Annotated in this window: 17 protein-coding genes; 11 read left to right on the top strand and 6 right to left on the bottom strand. The window is 65.5% G+C overall.

Going from position 1 to position 17,063, the window contains the following annotated elements; all coding sequences use genetic code 11:
- Window positions 1-15: 15 nt before the first annotated feature.
- Window positions 16-2,379, bottom strand: a complete 2,364-nt coding sequence (locus CGK74_RS12930; protein WP_094268872.1) for a serine/threonine protein kinase — start codon at window positions 2,377-2,379, stop codon at window positions 16-18.
- Between the two features lie 163 nt (window positions 2,380-2,542).
- Between CGK74_RS12930 and CGK74_RS12925 the strand changes: the two genes are divergently transcribed.
- Entirely contained in the window at window positions 2,543-2,911 is a 369-nt protein-coding gene (locus tag CGK74_RS12925; RefSeq protein WP_094268871.1) for a diacylglycerol kinase, read from the top strand.
- An 85-nt stretch (window positions 2,912-2,996) separates the two neighbouring features.
- Here the strand turns inward: CGK74_RS12925 and mepK are convergent, their stop codons facing one another.
- On the bottom strand, window positions 2,997-3,557 hold the full coding sequence (gene mepK, locus CGK74_RS12920) for a peptidoglycan L,D-endopeptidase MepK (protein WP_094268870.1): 561 nt from the start codon (window positions 3,555-3,557) through the stop codon (window positions 2,997-2,999).
- Window positions 3,558-3,594: 37 nt separating this feature from the next.
- On the opposite strand from mepK, the gene CGK74_RS12915 reads away from it, so the two are divergent.
- From CGK74_RS12915 to CGK74_RS12905, 3 genes are all read left to right on the top strand, one after another.
- Window positions 3,595-5,265, top strand: coding sequence for a L,D-transpeptidase family protein (locus tag CGK74_RS12915; RefSeq protein ID WP_240498719.1), 1,671 nt, complete (start codon window positions 3,595-3,597; stop codon window positions 5,263-5,265).
- A gap of 86 nt (window positions 5,266-5,351) precedes the next feature.
- Complete coding sequence (locus tag CGK74_RS12910) at window positions 5,352-6,584, top strand: glycosyltransferase family 4 protein (RefSeq protein WP_094269123.1); 1,233 nt, start codon at window positions 5,352-5,354, stop codon at window positions 6,582-6,584.
- Window positions 6,584-7,435 carry a UDP-2,3-diacylglucosamine diphosphatase gene (locus CGK74_RS12905; RefSeq protein ID WP_094268869.1) on the top strand — a complete coding sequence of 284 codons (852 nt, stop codon included), beginning with the start codon at window positions 6,584-6,586 and terminating at the stop codon, window positions 7,433-7,435. Before CGK74_RS12910 ends, CGK74_RS12905 begins: the two co-directional genes overlap by 1 nt.
- Here the strand turns inward: CGK74_RS12905 and CGK74_RS12900 are convergent.
- Window positions 7,414-7,647, bottom strand: coding sequence for a hypothetical protein (locus CGK74_RS12900; protein ID WP_094268868.1), 234 nt, complete (start codon window positions 7,645-7,647; stop codon window positions 7,414-7,416). The two genes, CGK74_RS12905 and CGK74_RS12900, sit on opposite strands and share 22 nt — an antisense overlap.
- Window positions 7,644-8,885 (bottom strand): MFS transporter, encoded by a 1,242-nt coding sequence (locus CGK74_RS12895; RefSeq protein WP_094268867.1) that lies wholly within the window; start codon window positions 8,883-8,885, stop codon window positions 7,644-7,646. The genes CGK74_RS12900 and CGK74_RS12895 overlap by 4 nt, the downstream gene beginning before the upstream one ends.
- A gap of 184 nt (window positions 8,886-9,069) precedes the next feature.
- Between CGK74_RS12895 and CGK74_RS12890 the strand changes: the two genes are divergently transcribed.
- Window positions 9,070-9,867: an ion transporter gene (locus tag CGK74_RS12890; RefSeq protein WP_094268866.1), complete on the top strand. Its 798-nt coding sequence runs from the start codon at window positions 9,070-9,072 to the stop codon at window positions 9,865-9,867.
- A 29-nt stretch (window positions 9,868-9,896) separates the two neighbouring features.
- On the opposite strand, the gene CGK74_RS12885 is transcribed toward CGK74_RS12890, so the two are convergent.
- A complete protein-coding gene (locus CGK74_RS12885; protein WP_094268865.1) occupies window positions 9,897-10,430 on the bottom strand; it encodes a hypothetical protein in 534 nt (177 codons plus the stop codon).
- Window positions 10,431-10,935: 505 nt separating this feature from the next.
- Here CGK74_RS12885 and CGK74_RS12880 point away from each other — a divergent pair.
- The 3 genes from CGK74_RS12880 to arsB all read left to right on the top strand — a co-directional run bounded on the left by CGK74_RS12880 (window position 10,936) and on the right by arsB (window position 14,336).
- Window positions 10,936-11,979, top strand: coding sequence for an ArsJ-associated glyceraldehyde-3-phosphate dehydrogenase (locus CGK74_RS12880; protein ID WP_094268864.1), 1,044 nt, complete (start codon window positions 10,936-10,938; stop codon window positions 11,977-11,979).
- A gap of 4 nt (window positions 11,980-11,983) precedes the next feature.
- Window positions 11,984-13,237, top strand: a complete 1,254-nt coding sequence (arsJ, locus tag CGK74_RS12875) for an organoarsenical effux MFS transporter ArsJ (RefSeq protein WP_094268863.1) — start codon at window positions 11,984-11,986, stop codon at window positions 13,235-13,237.
- Between the two features lie 67 nt (window positions 13,238-13,304).
- Window positions 13,305-14,336: an ACR3 family arsenite efflux transporter gene (arsB, locus tag CGK74_RS12870; protein ID WP_094269122.1), complete on the top strand. Its 1,032-nt coding sequence runs from the start codon at window positions 13,305-13,307 to the stop codon at window positions 14,334-14,336.
- 11 nt (window positions 14,337-14,347) lie between these two features.
- On the opposite strand, the gene CGK74_RS12865 is transcribed toward arsB, so the two are convergent.
- Window positions 14,348-14,581, bottom strand: a complete 234-nt coding sequence (locus CGK74_RS12865) for a DUF3079 domain-containing protein (protein ID WP_094268862.1) — start codon at window positions 14,579-14,581, stop codon at window positions 14,348-14,350.
- Window positions 14,582-14,942: 361 nt separating this feature from the next.
- Here CGK74_RS12865 and CGK74_RS18795 point away from each other — a divergent pair, with 361 nt between their 5' ends.
- From CGK74_RS18795 to CGK74_RS12855, 3 genes are all read left to right on the top strand, one after another.
- Window positions 14,943-15,128 (top strand): hypothetical protein, encoded by a 186-nt coding sequence (locus CGK74_RS18795; protein ID WP_133091857.1) that lies wholly within the window; start codon window positions 14,943-14,945, stop codon window positions 15,126-15,128.
- A 306-nt stretch (window positions 15,129-15,434) separates the two neighbouring features.
- Window positions 15,435-16,673 carry a tyrosine-type recombinase/integrase gene (locus CGK74_RS12860; protein WP_094268861.1) on the top strand — a complete coding sequence of 413 codons (1,239 nt, stop codon included), beginning with the start codon at window positions 15,435-15,437 and terminating at the stop codon, window positions 16,671-16,673.
- A gap of 83 nt (window positions 16,674-16,756) precedes the next feature.
- Window positions 16,757-17,035 carry a hypothetical protein gene (locus CGK74_RS12855; protein ID WP_094268860.1) on the top strand — a complete coding sequence of 93 codons (279 nt, stop codon included), beginning with the start codon at window positions 16,757-16,759 and terminating at the stop codon, window positions 17,033-17,035.
- The last annotated feature ends 28 nt before the right edge of the window (window positions 17,036-17,063 follow it).

Genomic DNA, 17,063 nt, shown 5'->3' with positions numbered 1-17,063 from the left:
CCGGATCGCCTCCCGTCAGCCAGCCTGCTTGATCGCCAGCACCGCCTGGTTGCGCAGAGTGCGCAGGAGGGCGAGTTCCTGTTCGCTGATCTCGATCTCGCCGGCGTCGTCCTTGTCGGCGTAGATCATCGCCACCGGTCGGCCCTTGATCATCAGGGGGAACAGCACGAAGGTGCGCGAGGGCACGCTGCGACGGTACCAGTCCGGGATGCGTGCGGCGATCTTCGCTTCGTCGATGTCCTCGATCAGGATGTCCACGCCCTTCGCCGTGGCGACATTGAACACGTTGTCCGGATGGGCCGACAGGCTGAAGCGCAGGTGGCGGGCGAGTTCGTTCGCGCCGGGCCCGAAGCCGAAGCGGCCGGTCATGTCGTTGCTGCGGGCATCGCGCACGCACAGCAGCACGCGCTTGAAGCCCATCGCCCGGTACATCGTTTCGAGGATGATGCGCAGCACGTCGTTGAGCTTGAAGTCCTCGACCAAGGTGTTGCTGATGTCCTGGATGCCGGAGCTGAGCACCGCCTGCGAGTCGGCTGGCTTCTCGCCGGCGAGGGCGGCTTCCGCCACCGATTTCTGCTCGAGCACCGCGCCCGAAGGCATTTGCGTTTCGGTGGTTGTGTGCGGGTGTATGAGTGTTTCCTCGCTGTCGAAAGTCGCGAGGTTGCGGCCGATGCGAGTCTGGCGCAGGTTGAGCTTGATGATCTGGGCGAAGTTCTCGATCTCCTGCACCGCGCCCTGCATGACCTCGCGCACCGCCTTCAGCTCCACCGGCACGGCATCGGCAAAGCGGCTGGCGATCGCCTTCATGGCCTTGTCGCGCTCGGCCGGGCTGAGGTGGGCAACGGCGTCGCAGTATTCGTTGGCAACGGCTGACAGCGTGCGCAGTCTGTCTTCCGGGGTCGCCGGTCGGCGCACCGGGCCGGCGGGCAGTTTGCGCATGCTTTCCAGGATTACCGGCGGAAACCCCCAGCTGCGCGCAAGGCCGATGCCCAGCTCCTCGAAGCTCACGCCCAGCACGCGCTGGGCCGCGACGTCCTCGCGATAGCCGTGCTGTGTCATCACGCGGCGGATGTCCTCGGACTCCTCCGGGAAGTAGTACTGGCACAACAGACGCCCGAGATTGTGGAACACCGAGCAGATGTAGGCCTGTTCGAGGTCGCGCGTGTTCATGTGCTTGGCGAGGTCGCGCGCGAACAGCCCGGCCAGGCAGGCGCGCAGGAACTCCTCGCGTAGTTGCGCGGCGTGCGACTTGTTCTGCAGGTGCTCGAACAGCAGCACGGTGATGGCGATGTTGCGCACGGTGTCGAAGCCGAGCACCACCAGGGCGCGCGACACCGTGCTGATGCGACCGCTGGCCGGGCGGTAATGCACCGAATTCACCAGCCGCAGCAGCTTGTTCGTCAGCGAGAAGTCGCGCAGCACCAGGTTGGAGAGGGTGTCGATGTTCTCGGCGTCGCTCGAGGCGATGCGGTTGATGGCCGCGACCGATTCCGACAATGCCGGGAAGTCGCCGCGGTGGCGCATGCGACGCAGCAGGAAGTCGACCGCGCCAGATCCGGACGGCGTGGTCGTGGCGTCCTTGGGATTGAGCCAGCTCTCCAGCGCGATGCGGAAGTCCTCGGCGCTCTGGAAGCGGGCAGCGGGGTCGAGCGCAGCTGCGCGCAGGGCAATGGCGGCCAGCGCCTCGTCGACCTCCGGTGCGTTCTTCGGCAGCGTGACCGGCACCGTCGCGGCGGACTGGAGTGCACGTTGCGGGTCGCGTTCGCGCATCACGCGGCGCCCGGTGATCATCTCGACGAGCAGCACGCCGGCGGCGAACACGTCGTTGGATGGCGCAACCTGGCGGCTGCGGATGTACTCGGGTGCCATGTAGCCCGGTGTGCCCGACAGCTTGGTGCCTGCGGTGTCGGCGTCGATGCGCTGGGCGATGCCGAAGTCCATGACGCGCGGCGTGCCGTCGACATCGATCAGTACGTTGCTGGGCTTGAGGTCGCGATGGACGATGCCCTCGGCATGGGCGGTCGACAGCGCGGTGAGGATGTCGATGCACAGGCGCGCGGCGTCGGCCGCCGGCAGGGCGCCACGCTGCTGGATGTGCGTGCCGAGGTTGTCGCCGGGCACGTACTCGAACACCAGATAGACGTCGCTGTCTTCCTCGCCCGCCTCGAAGACCGGCACGATGCCCGGGTGGCGCAGGCGGCTGACTGCGCGCGCCTCGGCGAGCAGCGCGGCGTTGTCGCGCTTTTCGGTAGCGCTGAAATGCAGCGTCTTGACCGCCACCTCGCGCTCGAGCTGAGGGTCCCATGCCAGGTAGACGACGCTTTGCGCGCCGCGTCCGAGTTCGCGTCGAATTTCGAATCGCCCGATCTTGCTTGTCATGAATGTGGGGAAGGAGGGCAGGTTTGCGCGACGGACAGGTACATCGCGCCGAAGCGTTTTGGTCAGGGGCTCCAGCGTGCGCATCCGCTTGCACAACTGCAACCGGATTGACGCGGGATGTGTGCAATCATCCCGCTTTTACGACGTTTCGGAAGAAAACTGGATGGAAAGTCCCTTCAAGGGCAAGACCGGACTGCGCCGCGTCTGGAACGCCTTTCACTACTCGCTTGACGGCCTGCGCGCGGCCTATCGCCATGAAGATGCCTTCCGCCAGGAGATCTGGCTGGCGCTGGTGCTGATTCCGCTGGCACTTTGGCTCGGCGAGGGTGCCCTGGCGCGTGCGCTGATGATCGGCAGTGTGCTGCTGGTCCTGATCGTCGAGCTGATCAACTCGGCGATCGAAGCCACCGTGGATCGTATCTCGCTCGAGAACCACCGCCTTGCCAAACGCGCCAAGGACATCGGCAGCGCTGCGGTATTGATCGCGCTGATCAATGTCGGCGTGGTCTGGGGGCTGGTGCTGCTGGGTTGAGCGTGCTCGGAAATGAAACCGGGCGCAGCGCGCCCGGTCGAACTTTCGAGATGTTGCGGGGTGCAAGGCCCGCGCCGGTGGGCGCTCAGGCCGATTTCGGTCCCCAATGGCGCACCGGGCCGGTGTCGATGTGGACGAAGTCGGATTCCGGGTAATAGCCGACGCCGCCGGCACCGAGGGCGATCGCCGCATCGCGCACGCGGGCGGTGTCGCAACCGACCAGACGGATGTCGATGGCCTTGCCGTCCATGTGCAGGCTGCGCTTGGCGACGCCGCCGCCGGTCTTGCGCAGCATGGCGTTGGTCTTGGGCGAACGGTAGCCCGAGATGATTTCGAAGGTCTCCCCGCCGCAGCTCACGCTGAGCGCGTGGAGGATGTCGTACAGTCTGGGATCCATGTGCGCGACTTCGCCGGTGCGGAAGTCGCGGAACAGCCAGTTCATGCGCTTGATCGCCGGCTCGATGTAGCCGCGGCGATTGCGGAAGGCGGTGCTGAGACGTTCGTCGGTGTGTGTGTGGCGAAACGAGAGATGAAGCATGTCGCCCGCTTGAGCGGAGGCGAAGGGCAGGGCGAGCGGCAGCGATGCAAGACCTTTCAGGAACAGGCGGCGCTGCGGGGCCGGATGGTGGCGGGAACGTGAGAACATGAATAATCTTCAGTCCGTACAAGCACTTGAAGGCGGCATGCTAACCGAACTCGCGATCGATTTGCGCAAATCAGTTGTAACGGCCGTGACCCTTTTGACGGTGGGGTTGATTGGCACGCCGCAGGCTGCACTGGCCGTGGGCGTCGCGGCGGCGGACGGCAGTGGCCCCGAGCGCCTGACTGCCGTGCGTGGCGGGCTGCCCGTTGGAATCGAAGCGCGCCTGCTGGCCGGTGACTACGGCGGGGACGAGTCCGTGCAGGCCTTTTACCGGCAACGAGGTTTTCAGCCTGTCTGGAGCTCCCCGGAGCGGTCCCACGAACTGATCGCAGCGCTGGATGCCTTGCGTGACCATGGGCTGGATCCCGCCGAGTTCGACGTGGACGCCCTGCGCGCGGAGGCTTCCCTGCCCGCGGCCGGACTGCCACCCGAACGGCAGGTCGAGCGCGAGTTGCGCCTGACCGGCACGTTGGCCCGCCTCGTGCAGCAGATCCGCTACGGCAAGGTCGACCCGCGTGGCCTGTATCGCATGTGGAACTTCTCGCTGCCCGAGCAGGCCTTCGAGCGCGGGCTGCGGCTTGCCCGCGTCGTGGACGCGCCGTCGCTGCAGGCCGCGGTGGAAGCGCAGGCGCCCGATTTGCCGCTTTACCGCGAATTGCAAGCGGCGCTGCAGCACTATCGCGCGCTGGCGGCCCTGGGCGAGTGGCCGAAGGTGCCTGGCGGCGCTACCTTGCGACCTGGCGAGCGCAGCGCGCGCGTGCCTGCCCTGCGGGCCCGGCTGGCGGCCGAAGGCGAGGACGGGCTGCCTGGCGGCAGCGATCCGACGCGCTACGACGACGCCTTGGCCGAGGCGGTGATGCGCTTCCAGCAACGCGCCGGCCTGGCGGCGGACGCGGCCGTCGGTCGCCAGACGGTCGAGGCGCTCAACATCGGCCCCGCGCAACGTGTCGACCAGATCCGCGTCAACCTCGAACGCCTGCGCTGGGTGGCGCGGGACATGCTCGGCGACCACCTGATGGTCGACATCACCGCATATCAGGCCAGTCTCCTGCTCGGCGGGCAGAACGTGTGGTCGTCGCGCGTGGTGGTCGGCAAGTCGGCACGGGAGACGCCGGCCTTGCTCGACAGCGTTCAGCACCTGGTATTCAACCCGAAATGGGTGGTGCCGCCGACGATCCTGCGCGAAGACGTGATTCCGGGCGTGGCACGCAACCCGGCCTATCTTGCCGATCACCGCATGCGTGTCGTCGACCGTTCCGGCCAGGCAGTGGATCCCGCGCTGATCGACTGGCAGAACGCGCGCCGCAGCGGCTTTCCCTACATGATCGTGCAGGAGTCGGGCGCTGACGGTTCGCTCGGCCGAATCAAGTTCTCGCTGGCCAATCCCTACTCGATCTACCTGCACGATACCAATGCGCGTTCGCTGTTCCGGCGCGACACGCGGGCCTTGAGTTCGGGCTGTGTGCGCCTGGAGAAGCCGCAGGAGCTGGCCCTGATCCTGCTCGACGATGCGGCGCGCTGGACCCCCGAAACGCTGGAGGCCGCGCTGGCGACCGGCAAGACCCGCAGCGTGCCGGTGGGGCGCGACATCCCGGTGCTGCTGCACTACGCCACCGCCGGGCTGGACGACGCGGGGCGCTTCCAGTTCCGCCCCGACATCTACGATCGCGACGCCGCGGTGCTCGCCGCCCTGAACGCCGCCGTTCGCTGACGCGGGCGGGGCGCGTCCGTGCGTTGTCACGCAGCGGACACGCCGGCGTAACGCCGCGGTCTTTTTCGCCGCCTATGCTGCGGCGCATGAAAGCGATCGATTTCACGACCGAAGAGCTCTGTCACGATCCGCGGTTGCGCATCGCGCTGGTGACCGAGACCTGGCCGCCGGAAGTCAACGGCGTGGCGATGACGCTCAAGCGTATGGTCGATGGCTTGATCAAGCGCGGCCACAGCGTGCAACTGGTGCGGCCGAAGCAGGCGCCCGGTGACGTGGCACTGCGCGATGGCGCGTTGGAGGAAGTGCTGTCGCGCGGGCTGAAGCTGCCGCGCTACGACGGCCTCAAGCTCGGCCTCCCCGCCAAGTCGCGGCTGGTGCGCACCTGGACGCGGCAGCGGCCGGACCTGGTGCATGTCGCCACCGAGGGGCCGCTCGGCTGGACGGCGGTATCCGCGGCGGCGAAGCTGCGTCTGCCGGTCACCTCCGATTTCCACACCAATTTCGACCACTACAGTGCGCACTACGGCGTGGGCTGGCTGCGCCAGCCGGTGGCGGCCTACCTGCGTCGCTTCCACAACCGCACCGCCGCCACCTTCGTACCGACCAGCGAACTGGCCCACGCGCTCGCCGGGCAGGGCTACGAGCGGGTCGAGGTGATTTCGCGCGGGGTGGATACGAAGATGTACTCGCCCGCCCGTCGCAGCGACGAGTTGCGTGCGCAGTGGGGCGTGGCCTCCGGCGGCCTCGCCGTGGTCAGCGTCGGCCGCCTTGCGCCCGAGAAGAATCTGGGCCTCACCCTGCGCGCCTTCGCGGCGATCCGCGAGCAGCGGCCGGACGCGCGCATGGTCGTGGTCGGCGACGGCCCGATGCGCGAGGCGGTCGCGCGCGGGTGTCCGCAGGCGGTAATTGCCGGCATGCGCCACGGCGAGGACCTTGCCGCGCACTATGCGTCTGCCGACCTCTTCCTGTTCCCCAGCCTCACCGAGACCTTCGGCAACGTCACGCTCGAAGGCATGGCGAGTGGCTTATGCACCGTTGCCTACGACTATGCCGCGGCGGCCGAGGTGATCCGAGACCTGCACAACGGCGCCGTGCTGCGCTGCGGTGACGAGGACGGCTTCATCGAGCGCGCCGTGCAGCTCGCGTGTGCCGATGCGCTGCGCACCGAGATCGGCCGCGAGGCGCGGCGCAGCGCGGAAGGCATTGACTGGGAGCGGGTGAACGACCATTTCGCCGATGCGCTGGTCCGTACCTGGCGCGGTGGCGTCGGCGCCCGCGATGCGAGGACCGTGTTGCGTACGCAGGAGGCGGAAAGCTGATGCCGGCCGTTCGAGCGATCTTCATCTCCGACATCCACCTCGGCACCCGTGCCAGCCAGGCCGAGCGCCTGCATGCCTTCCTGAAGGAATACGAGTCGGAGTACCTCTACCTGCTGGGCGACATCATCGACTTCTGGGCGATGAGCCGCAGCGTGCAGTGGGCGCCCGCGCACAACACGGTGGTGCAGAAGGTGCTGCGCCGTGCGCGGCACGGCGACAAGGTGTTCTTCATCCCGGGCAACCACGACGAGACCCTGCGCGAGTATTCCGGCATCGCGTTCGGCGATATCCGCGTCGAGAACGAGTGGATCCACGAAACCATCGACGGTCGCCGCTACTGGCTGATTCACGGCGACGAATACGACCAGGTCACGCGTCACCACCGCTGGGTGGCCGTGCTGGGGGACGTTGCCTACAACGCGCTGGTACGGCTGAACCTGATGCTGTCGCGGGTGCGCCGCCTGCTGCGCATTCCCGGCTACTGGTCGCTGGCGGGCTACGCGAAACAGAAGGTCAAGCGTGCGGTCAGCTTCATCTTCGACTTCGAGGATGCGGTGGCGCACGCCGCCCAGCAGCGCGGGGTGGATGGCGTGATCTGCGGTCACATCCACTGGGCCGCCGATCGGCGCATCGGCAATGTGCGCTACCTGAATTGCGGCGACTGGGTCGATACCTGCAGTGCCGTGGTGGAACACTACGACGGGCGGATGGAGGTGCTGCACTGGGGCGTGCAGACCGTGCCGTTGGCGCGTCCGGACGAGCACGGTGTTGCCGCACCGTCTGCCGAACCGGTGGCCGCGGTGAAGTCTCCGCTCGAGGTCGAGCGCATCTACCTGACGCCGGACGTCTGATCGCTCTCTGAGGGCGTTGCGCGCATCAGGTCGACGGCCAGGCGGATGCCGAGCCACGCATTGACCAGCGCGAAGCCCGCCACCACGATCATCGCCAGCGGCACGAGCGGATAGGTGCGCAGGATCCAGGCCAGCACCGACGACAGCACGTTGAGCGCCACCATCAGCCAGAAGGCGGGGTTGCGGGGCTGCCAGAGGCGGGAGAGTTTCATCGGGATTCCAGGGCAGGGCGGACGCGCAGCTTGCCACGGCGCGCGATGAAGAGGACGGCCAGCGCCAGGATCACCTCGATGGCGCCGATGGTGACGAAGACGGGGGCATGGGGGCTGGTCGAGAACTGGCTGTAAAGCGCCAGCAGCAGGCTGCTGATCAATGGCCCGGCGGCGAAGCCGAGCGAGCCCGCCATGTTGAACGCGGCCAGCGCACTCGCACGGCAGTCTTCGCCACCGTAATGCGCCGCGAGTACCAGCGAGGGGGCGTACATCAACGCCGCGATGACGCCACCGGCCGCCATCGTGCCCACCACCCATTCGGGCGGCACAAAGGCCAGGGCGCCGAGGAAGACGCCGTACAGCACGCTGCCCGCGACCATCATCAGCAGCGGGTCCCAATGGCGCGACAGGTGGCCAGCCGGCCAGGTCAGCAGCGAGAAGGGAATCAGGAAGGCCGCCATCGCGCCGCCGATCGCGCGCGCATCGAAGCCGAGGGTGAGCCCGAGATAGAGCGACAGCGTCGACACGATGAAGCCGACCGTGAGCCGGTCGGCGAACGAGAAGGCGAGCGGGATCGCCAGGGCGCGCCGTGTGCGCAGTGTAGCGAGGATGTCGCCGATCGCGAGGCGTGGGCGGGCGGTGGTGGCGTCACACAGCAACATGGCGCCGAGGCCCGCCAGCGCCAGCGACAGCAGCCCGCCGCCCAGCGGCACCCACGCCGGGTCGATGCCGCCGACTACCCCGCCAAGCGGTGCACCGGTGGCCACGCCAAGGCTGATCGCCGCGCCAATCGCGCCCATGCGTCCGCCCAGGCCGCCGCGCCCGACGTGGTCGGCGCCCAGCGCCATCAGCAGCGACAGTGCCGACATATGGGCGAAGCCTTCGACCAGGCGCAGGGTGAGCAGGAATGCGTAGCTGTCGATGTGTCGGTAGGCGAAGGCGATGCCGAGCAGCGTCAGGCCGTTCAGGGTAAGCGCAGCCAAGGCAAGTGCCTTGCGGCGGCCAAGGCGGTCGGACAGCAGTCCTGCGATCGGTGCGCCCACCAGCGCGCCGATCATGTTGATCGACATGAAGAAGTGGCTGGCGAACTGGCTCAGGCCGGGGAAGCGCTGGGCAGTGAACTCGGAAAGCACCGGCACCATCCCCGTCACCGGCAGCATCAGGCCGAACAGCAGCACGAGCGGCGCAAGCGACCGCGCCGGAGCGAAGACGTCGGAGGCGATGGAGGGTGCGGCCATTGAGGAAGAAACGGGACGGTGACGGCCCAATGATACGCTGCTGGCGCCGCGCCAAAGCGTGGCCAGCGCGGAAAGGCATTTAGCCGCTGTCCTGCGCCGCGATCGGGAACCGAATGCGGGGCGGGACAGTCCGCGACTGTGGCCCGATCAACGCTCCACCCGACCTTGCACACCGAGAACCGCCATGAGCCTTACGCTGCAACGATTCGTCGAATCCGCCCGTTTCCAGAACTTCGTGATTGCCGTGATCGTCATCAACGCGATCACGCTCGGGCTGGAAACGTCGGCCACTGCCATGGCCAAGGCCGGCCCGCTGCTCCTCGCGCTCGACCGCGCGGCGCTCGCGGTGTTCGTCGTCGAGATCGTGCTCAAGCTGATCGTGTATCGGCTGCGTTTCTTCCGCAGTGGCTGGAACGTGTTCGACTTCGCCATCGTCGCGATCACGCTCGCACCGGTGGGTGAGGGCTTCTCGGTGCTGCGCTCGCTGCGCATCCTGCGTGCGCTGCGCCTGATCTCGGTCGTGCCTTCGATGCGCAAGGTGGTGTCGGCGCTGCTGCGCGCGATCCCTGGCATGGGCTCGGTGCTGACGCTGTTGCTGCTGGTGTTCTACGTGGCTTCGGTGATGACGACCAAGCTCTTCGGCGCCGACTTCCCCGACTGGTTCGGCAGCATTGGCGCGTCCTTCTACACGCTGTTCCAGGTGATGACGCTGGAGTCGTGGTCGATGGGCATTGCCCGCCCGGTGATGGAAGCCCATCCGATGGCGTGGGTGTTCTTTGTCTCCTTCATTCTGTCGACCACCTTCGCCGTACTCAACCTCTTCATCGCGATCGTGGTCGATGCAATGAGCGTGGTCGAGCACGAGGAGCAGTCGCAGACGCGAGCGCTGGTCGCCGTCGACCACGATGAACTGCTGCACGAACTGCGCGCCCTGCGGGCCGAGATCGCCGAGATGCGCGGCGCGCAGAGGCGCACGTCATGACGCCCGGCAGCTAGTCAGCCCGCAGCGAGTCAGTCCTCGTCACGGCCCAGGCGCGGAAAACCGCCTGCGATCCACCCAGCGGCACCTGCATTGGTGAGGCGGAAGTCGGGACGCACACGAACCCGTGCGACTTCCTCGCCCTCGTCGTCGATGGCGCTGAGCGTGGCAAAGGGTTCGTATTCGTCGGGCGTGATGTCGAGCCGGATTTCCCACTGGCGTTCGAGCGCGAACACGGTCAGGCGCTTGTGCAGGGCAGCGTGCGCCTGTTGCGCGTGGCGCTGCAGCACTTCGGTCGCGGTCTTGACCAGGGTATTGAAGGCGGTCTGATCCAGCGGCTTGGGGTTCTTCTTGTCCCGTCCCATGGTCCAGGGGCCAACGAGGGCGGGCTCGGTCTCTCCATCCTTGAACATCTCGACGGCCCAGCCATCGTCATCCTCGTTCTTGATGACGCGCGCGGTCCAGCCGTTGTCGTACCAAAGACGGTCTTCGCGAATGGCGGCCGCCGCGCTGTCCTGTGTGGCATCGGTCGGTTCGGGGAGGGTGGGGCTGTCGGTGCTCTGCATAAGTGTGGGAGCTCGCTGCGTGTTGGGGGCGAGCAGATCGTGCGCGATCAGAGTGTGTTGAGGTGCGCTCGAGGCCTGCGTTGGCTGCCTGGGTGACGGGCGAACCCGTGCGGGCCGGGCGCGAGGGGTGGGAATGGCGGTGTCGGGGAGGGCGAGGCTGAGTTGGCTCACGTCAGACGGTCCGGGATGCTTTCCGAAAGACTGAAAGTTTATACAGTTATTGCATTCACGCAAGTCTGAGAGATTTCAGGGCCGAGGCCTGAGGCGCCTGTCATGGGGTTTTCCCCAGCCGATGGGGACAGGCTTGTGGGGCAAGGTGTGGATAAGTACCGACAGGGCCCGGCCGGCCAGGCGAAGACGCCGTTGCCTCACAATTAGGCAGCGGAGGGTGCGCGGTGTGTTGCAGCGCTCCTTGTGGGACTCATCGGCCTGTCTGTCAAAAATCGGTCATAATTCGCAGCGACAATTCAATTAATATTAAAACGTTGTCGAGCGGAGACCGAATATGAAAGTGGGCATCAATGGAATGGGGCGCATCGGGCGTCTGGCACTGCGTGCGGCGATGGGGGCGGCAGAGCGGCAGGCGGACGATCCGCGCGCGGGCAACCGGCTGGAGGTCGTGCATCTCAACGAACTGAAGGGCGGCACGGCAGCGACCGCGCACCTGCTGGCATTCGACAGTGTGCAGGGCAAGTGGCGCGCCGACATCCGTGCCGAGGGCGATGACACGATCCGCATCGACGACCGCAGGCTGTCGTTCTCGTCGCACGCCAGCGCTGCAGAGATCCCTTGGGGCGAGTTGGGCGTGGATGTGGTGCTCGAGTGCACCGGCAAGTTCCTGACCCCCGAAACCTTGCAGGGTCACCTCGACCGCGGTGCCAAGCGCGTGATCGCCGCCGCCCCGGTCAAGACCGGCGGCGTGCTCAACATCGTGGTCGGCATCAACCACGCGCTTTACGACCCGGCGCGCGACCGCATCGTCACCGCCGCGTCGTGTACGACCAACTGCCTCGCACCGGTGGTGAAGGTGGTGCATGAGAGCCTCGGCATCCGTCACGGGCAGATCACCACCATCCACGACCCCACCAACACCAATCTGGTGGTCGATGCGCCGCACAAGGACCTGCGCCGCGCGCGCAGTTCGCTGATGAGCCTGGCGCCCACCACCACCGGCAGCGCCACTGCAATCGCGCTGATTTACCCGGAGCTCAAGGGCAAGCTCAATGGTCACGCAGTGCGCGCGCCGGTGTTGAACGCGTCGCTGACCGACTGCGTGTTCGAGTTGCAGCGCGAGACCACGGCGGACGAGGTGAATGCGCTGTTCAAGGCGGCAGCCGAAGGCCCGCTCGCCGGCATCCTCGGCTACGAGGAGCGCCCGCTGGTGAGCGTCGATTACGCCCGCGACACGCGCAGTTCGATCGTCGATGCGCTGTCGACAATGGTGACCGACGGCACGCTGCTGAAGGTGTACGCCTGGTACGACAACGAGATGGGCTACGCCTGCCGCATGGTCGATCTGGCGTGTTATATGGAAAGCATGGGTATCTGAGAACATGCAGCACGCCGCGCGCAACTACGCCATCGTCACCGCCGCCTACTGGGGCTTCACGCTCACCGATGGCGCGCTGCGCATGCTGGTGTTGCTGCACTTCTACCGGCTGGGTTACTCGCCGTTCACGCTCGCCTTCCTTTTCCTGTTGTACGAGGCGGCGGGCGTGCTGGCGAACCTGGTGGGCGGATGGCTGGCGACGCACTACGGCATCGCGCGCATGCTCGTGGTGGGACTGGTCACGCAGATCACCGGCTTTGTGCTGCTGTCGGCACTCGATCCGAACTGGACGGCAGCGATGGCGGTGGCCTGGGTGGTGGTCGCGCAGGGCATCTGCGGCGTGGCCAAGGACCTGACCAAGACCGCCAGCAAGTCGGCGATCAAGCTCACCCAGTCCCAGGTCCAGGCCGAAGCGAAAGAGCAGGGCGCAGGTCAGCTCTTCAAATGGGTGGCGTGGTTCACCGGCAGCAAGAACGCCATGAAGGGCATCGGTTTCTTCCTTGGGGGTCTGTTGCTGGAGAGCCTGGGCTTTCGAGGCGCGCTTTGGGCGATGGCGGGCCTGCTGGCGTTCGTCCTCGCCGGCGTGCTGTTGTCGCTGCCGCCGATGCTGGGGAAGAAGAAGGCCTCGCGCTCGGTGCGCGAACTGTTCGCCAAGAGCCCGGGCATCAATGCGCTGGCGGCGGCGCGCGTGGTGCTGTTCGGCGCGCGCGACGTGTGGTTCGTGGTCGGCGTGCCGGTGTTCCTGTACTCGGCGGGGTGGTCCTTCACCATGGTGGGGACCTTCCTGGCCGCGTGGACGATCGCCTACGGGCTGGTGCAGGCCTTGGCGCCGCATCTCGTGAAACGCAGCGAGGACGGACTGAGCCACGAGGTGCCGGCCGCGCGGCTGTGGTCGGCCGTGCTGGCAGTGATCCCGGCTGCGCTGGCGGCAGCAGTGTGGCTTGAGGCGCCGAACCTGGAATGGGTGGTGGTCGGCGGGCTGGGTCTGTTCGGTTTCGCTTTCGCGGTGAATTCCTCGGTGCATTCCTACCTGATACTGGCCTACGCCGGTTCGGAGAAGGCCGCCGAGGATGTCGGCTTCTACTATGCGGCCAACGCGCTCGGCCGTTTCATCGGCACGCTGTTGTCGGGCCTGCTGTACCAGTGGGGTGGGCTCGCCTGGGCGCTGAGCGGCTCCGCACTGATGCTGCTGGCCTGCTGGCTGATTACCCTGGGGCTGCCTGCGCGGCGGGTGCTGGCGGATCGACTGCGCGGATGATTCCGTTCGCGCGGCGCATAGCATCCAACTTCAACATGAGATGGCGCATTGCGCCGAGAACATCGACATGGGTCTGTTTGAACGTTTCCTGACTGTCTGGGTGGGCTTGGGCATCCTGGCCGGTGTTGGCCTTGGTCTTGTCGTACCCGGCGCGTTCCAAGTCATTGCAGCGATCGAGTTCGCGCATGTGAACCTGGTGGTGGCCGTGTTCATCTGGGTGATGATCTACCCGATGATGATTCAGATCGACTGGCACGCGGTGAAGGACGTGGGTCGCAAGCCGCGCGGCCTGATTCTGACGCTGGTGGTGAATTGGCTGGTCAAGCCGTTCACGATGGCGGCGCTGGGCGTGCTGTTCTTCCATTATCTGTTCGCCCCCTGGGTCGATCCGCAGTCCGCGAGCGAATACGTCGCGGGCATGATCCTGCTGGGCGTGGCGCCCTGCACGGCGATGGTCTTCGTCTGGAGCCAGCTGGTGAAGGGGGATGCCAACTACACGCTGGTCCAGGTGTCGGTGAACGACCTCATAATGATCTTGGCCTTCGCGCCGATTGCGGCCTTCCTGCTCGGGGTGACGAAGATCACCGTGCCGTGGGAGACACTGGTGCTGTCGACCGTGCTCTACGTGCTGCTGCCGCTGCTGGCGGGCATGGCGACGCGGCGCGCGCTGGAGCGACGTTCGGAGCACGCGGTGGCCGACTTCGTTGCACGGCTCAAGCCGTGGTCCATCGTTGGCCTGATCGCCACCGTCGTGCTGCTGTTCGGCTTTCAGGCCAACACCATCGTCGACAAGCCACTGGTGATCGCGATGATCGCGGTGCCATTGATGGTGCAGACCTACGGCATCTTCGTGCTCGCTTACGTCGCGGCGAAGGCGATGCGGTTGCCGCACAACGTCGCTGGCCCGGCCTGCCTGATCGGCACGTCCAACTTCTTCGAGCTGGCGGTCGCGGTGGCGATCTCACTGTTCGGCTTGAATTCGGGTGCAGCGCTGGCGACTGTGGTCGGTGTGCTGGTCGAGGTGCCGGTGATGCTGTCGCTGGTGGCGATCGTCAATCGCACGCAGCACTGGTTTCCGGCGCCGAGCGTGCGGCGCTGAGCGGGCGCGGTTCAGCGGAGGCTGTTCGCGCGCGGTTCGGCCGCGCAGCTCGGATCGGGCGTGTCCTCCGGAACGTCCAGCCCCCAGTCTCCATGCATGTACCAGTCGTCGCCCAGCATCTCCGCCGGGTGCATGGTGCGCCCCGAGCCGTTGCCACACCCGAGCGCGTCTGCCGCGCAGTACTTGTCGCAGCCCCAGCAGATGCGCTCGGGGTGCTTCGGGTGCAGGGGAAACTTCTTGGCCATGGAGAAATCGGGCGCTGATAAGTTACGACCGAGGATACGCTTTCGTGTTGGCAGCGCCCTGATTCAGGTCAAGAGGGTTGGGCGCTTGCCTCGTGTGCTGCATGCATCGTGCAAGGGCTGGGCATCGCCGATAACCGGGGTGTTTCAGGAGGCTAGGCGTCCTCATGCGTGCGAATACATCGGAAATCCGTTTGGCATGAATGTTGGGATAAATGCAGGAATGATAATGATTCGCAATACGTTGACTGTCTCGCGAGGCGAATGCAACAATATCTTTCAATGAAAGAGCGTTCGCTCTTGCAGGTTGCCCAGTCGCACGTCCCCCGACGACCTCACTTTCAGTATCCGTGGAAAGGACAAAATGCCCTTCAACAAGAATCTGCGCCGTGGTTATTGCCCCGTCTGTGCCCAGCGGATGTTGATGCCGGATGCGCTCCCCACGGTGCTGAAGGTGATCAACGCGGTCGTTCCTGTGCAGTGGATTCGATGTGGATTCTGCAACTGGACGGGAAGTCGGTGGGGAGGTCGGCCGCTCGATCGTGAATGAGGGCGTTAGCACGCTTTCGGTGTGCGAGGTTCGCGATAACCGTCGCATTTCATAGTGTGTAAACGGAAAATGCCGTACTTCCAGTGTCCGTTTCAGGGCATGAAAGTACGGCATTTTGTATTTGGCGGACAGGGCGTCCGCATAATCGGTGTCTCAAGGCGATTCAAGCTAGATAATTTTATCGTTTAGCAGCAGTACCTTAGCGGTATAGCCTGTCTCAGTCCGCCTCAAAGTCGCTTGTAAAATCTCGCTAGAATTTGTAGATTGTTTGTAGGTTGGTATTTTGTATAACGCGGGATTTAAACCATGGGACGTGGATTCAAGCTGACGCAGCTCAAGGTGGATAAGCTGAGATCACCGGGTCTCTACGGCGACGGCGCCGGTCTGTCGCTGAAGGTGACGGCCGCCGGCAGCAAGTCGTGGATATACCGTTACATGCTGGTCGGAAAAGCGCACTGGATGGGACTCGGGAGCTATCCAGACGTGGGCCTGGCTGAGGCGCGCGAGAAGGCCGCAGACCTGCGCAAGCTGACCCGGCAAGGCATCGACCCTCTGGCCGAGCGCCGCAAGGAGACAAGCGTCCTGCGCGCTGCCATTGCGAAAACGATCACGTTCGACGCCGCAGCCGAAAAGTTCATCGACGCGCACAAGGACGGATGGCGCAACGAGAAGCACATCGAGCAATGGCGTAGCACGCTCAAGACCTACGCCAGCCCGACTATCGGCAAGCTGGACGTGTCGCTGATCGACACCGCGCACATCATGACCATCCTGGAGAAGGATGACTTCTGGAAAACGAAGACCGAGACCGCTTCCCGCGTGCGCGGCCGCATTGAATCCGTGCTGGATTGGGCGACCGCTCGCAAGTACCGGACAGGGGAGAACCCCGCTCGCTGGAAAGGCCACCTGGACAAGCTGCTGCCGGCTCGAACGAAGGTGAAGAAGGCCGAGCACCACGCCGCGCTGCCGTGGGCCGAGATCGGCGCATTTATGGAGTCTCTGCGCGATCAACAAGGCATTGCAGCGCGTGCGGTGGAGTTCGTCATTCTGACGGCTGTTCGATCTGGCGAGGTGCGTGGTGCTACGTGGGAGGAATTCGACCTCGACGCCGGCATGTGGGTTATTCCTGCCGAGCGCATGAAGGCGAAGAAGGAACACCGCGTCCCGCTGTCCTCAAAGGCGCTGGCGGTCCTGAAGGCGCAAAAGGAAGCCTTCCCGATGGGCTACGTGTTCCCCGGCATGAAGGCCGGCAAGCCCCTATCAGACATGAGCCTGACGGCCGTTCTACGGCGCATGGAGCGCCATGACATCACCGTTCACGGATTCCGCTCGACGTTCCGCGACTGGGGCGCAGAGGCGACCGCCTACCCGTCGGAAATGCTCGAGATGGCGCTGGCGCACACCATCAGCAACAAGGTAGAGGCCGCATATAGACGCGGCGACATGATCGAGAAGCGCCGCCGCCTGATGCAGGACTGGTCGGACTTCTGCGACAACAAGATGACGGGCGAAGTTGTCCCGCTACGGAGCAACACCGCCGCCTGACGGACTCAGGCAAAGCGAGTCGGCAACGGTCTGGAACACCGCCGCCGACTCTAACCATGAAGCAATCAAAGGAGAATCACATCATGGCTACCACCGAAAATAACATCTTCCTGAACCCTGCCGAACTGGCAACAGAGATTCGCGCCGTCATGGAGGCAGACAACCAACTGCACCGGGAAGAACTCGCCAAGCGCATCGCAAACAAGATGCTCGAAGCTGCCCGCCAACCGGCACCGCTGCCCGAGGTCGTGACCCGCTACGCCGGCCTTGATGGCGCCTCGCTGGAGTCACGCTTTGATGTTGCGGACGCGCTCAGGCGCCGCCTCGCGCAAGTCCGAGGTATCACCGTAACCGGTCACTGAGCGGCGTTCTTTGCCCGCCCGCGCCCAC

The sequence above is a fragment of the Thauera propionica genome, assembly GCF_002245655.1.
Taxonomy (GTDB): domain Bacteria; phylum Pseudomonadota; class Gammaproteobacteria; order Burkholderiales; family Rhodocyclaceae; genus Thauera; species Thauera propionica.
Note: the sequence above shows the minus strand (reverse complement) of the source record. Positions and strands in the feature narration are given on the sequence as shown.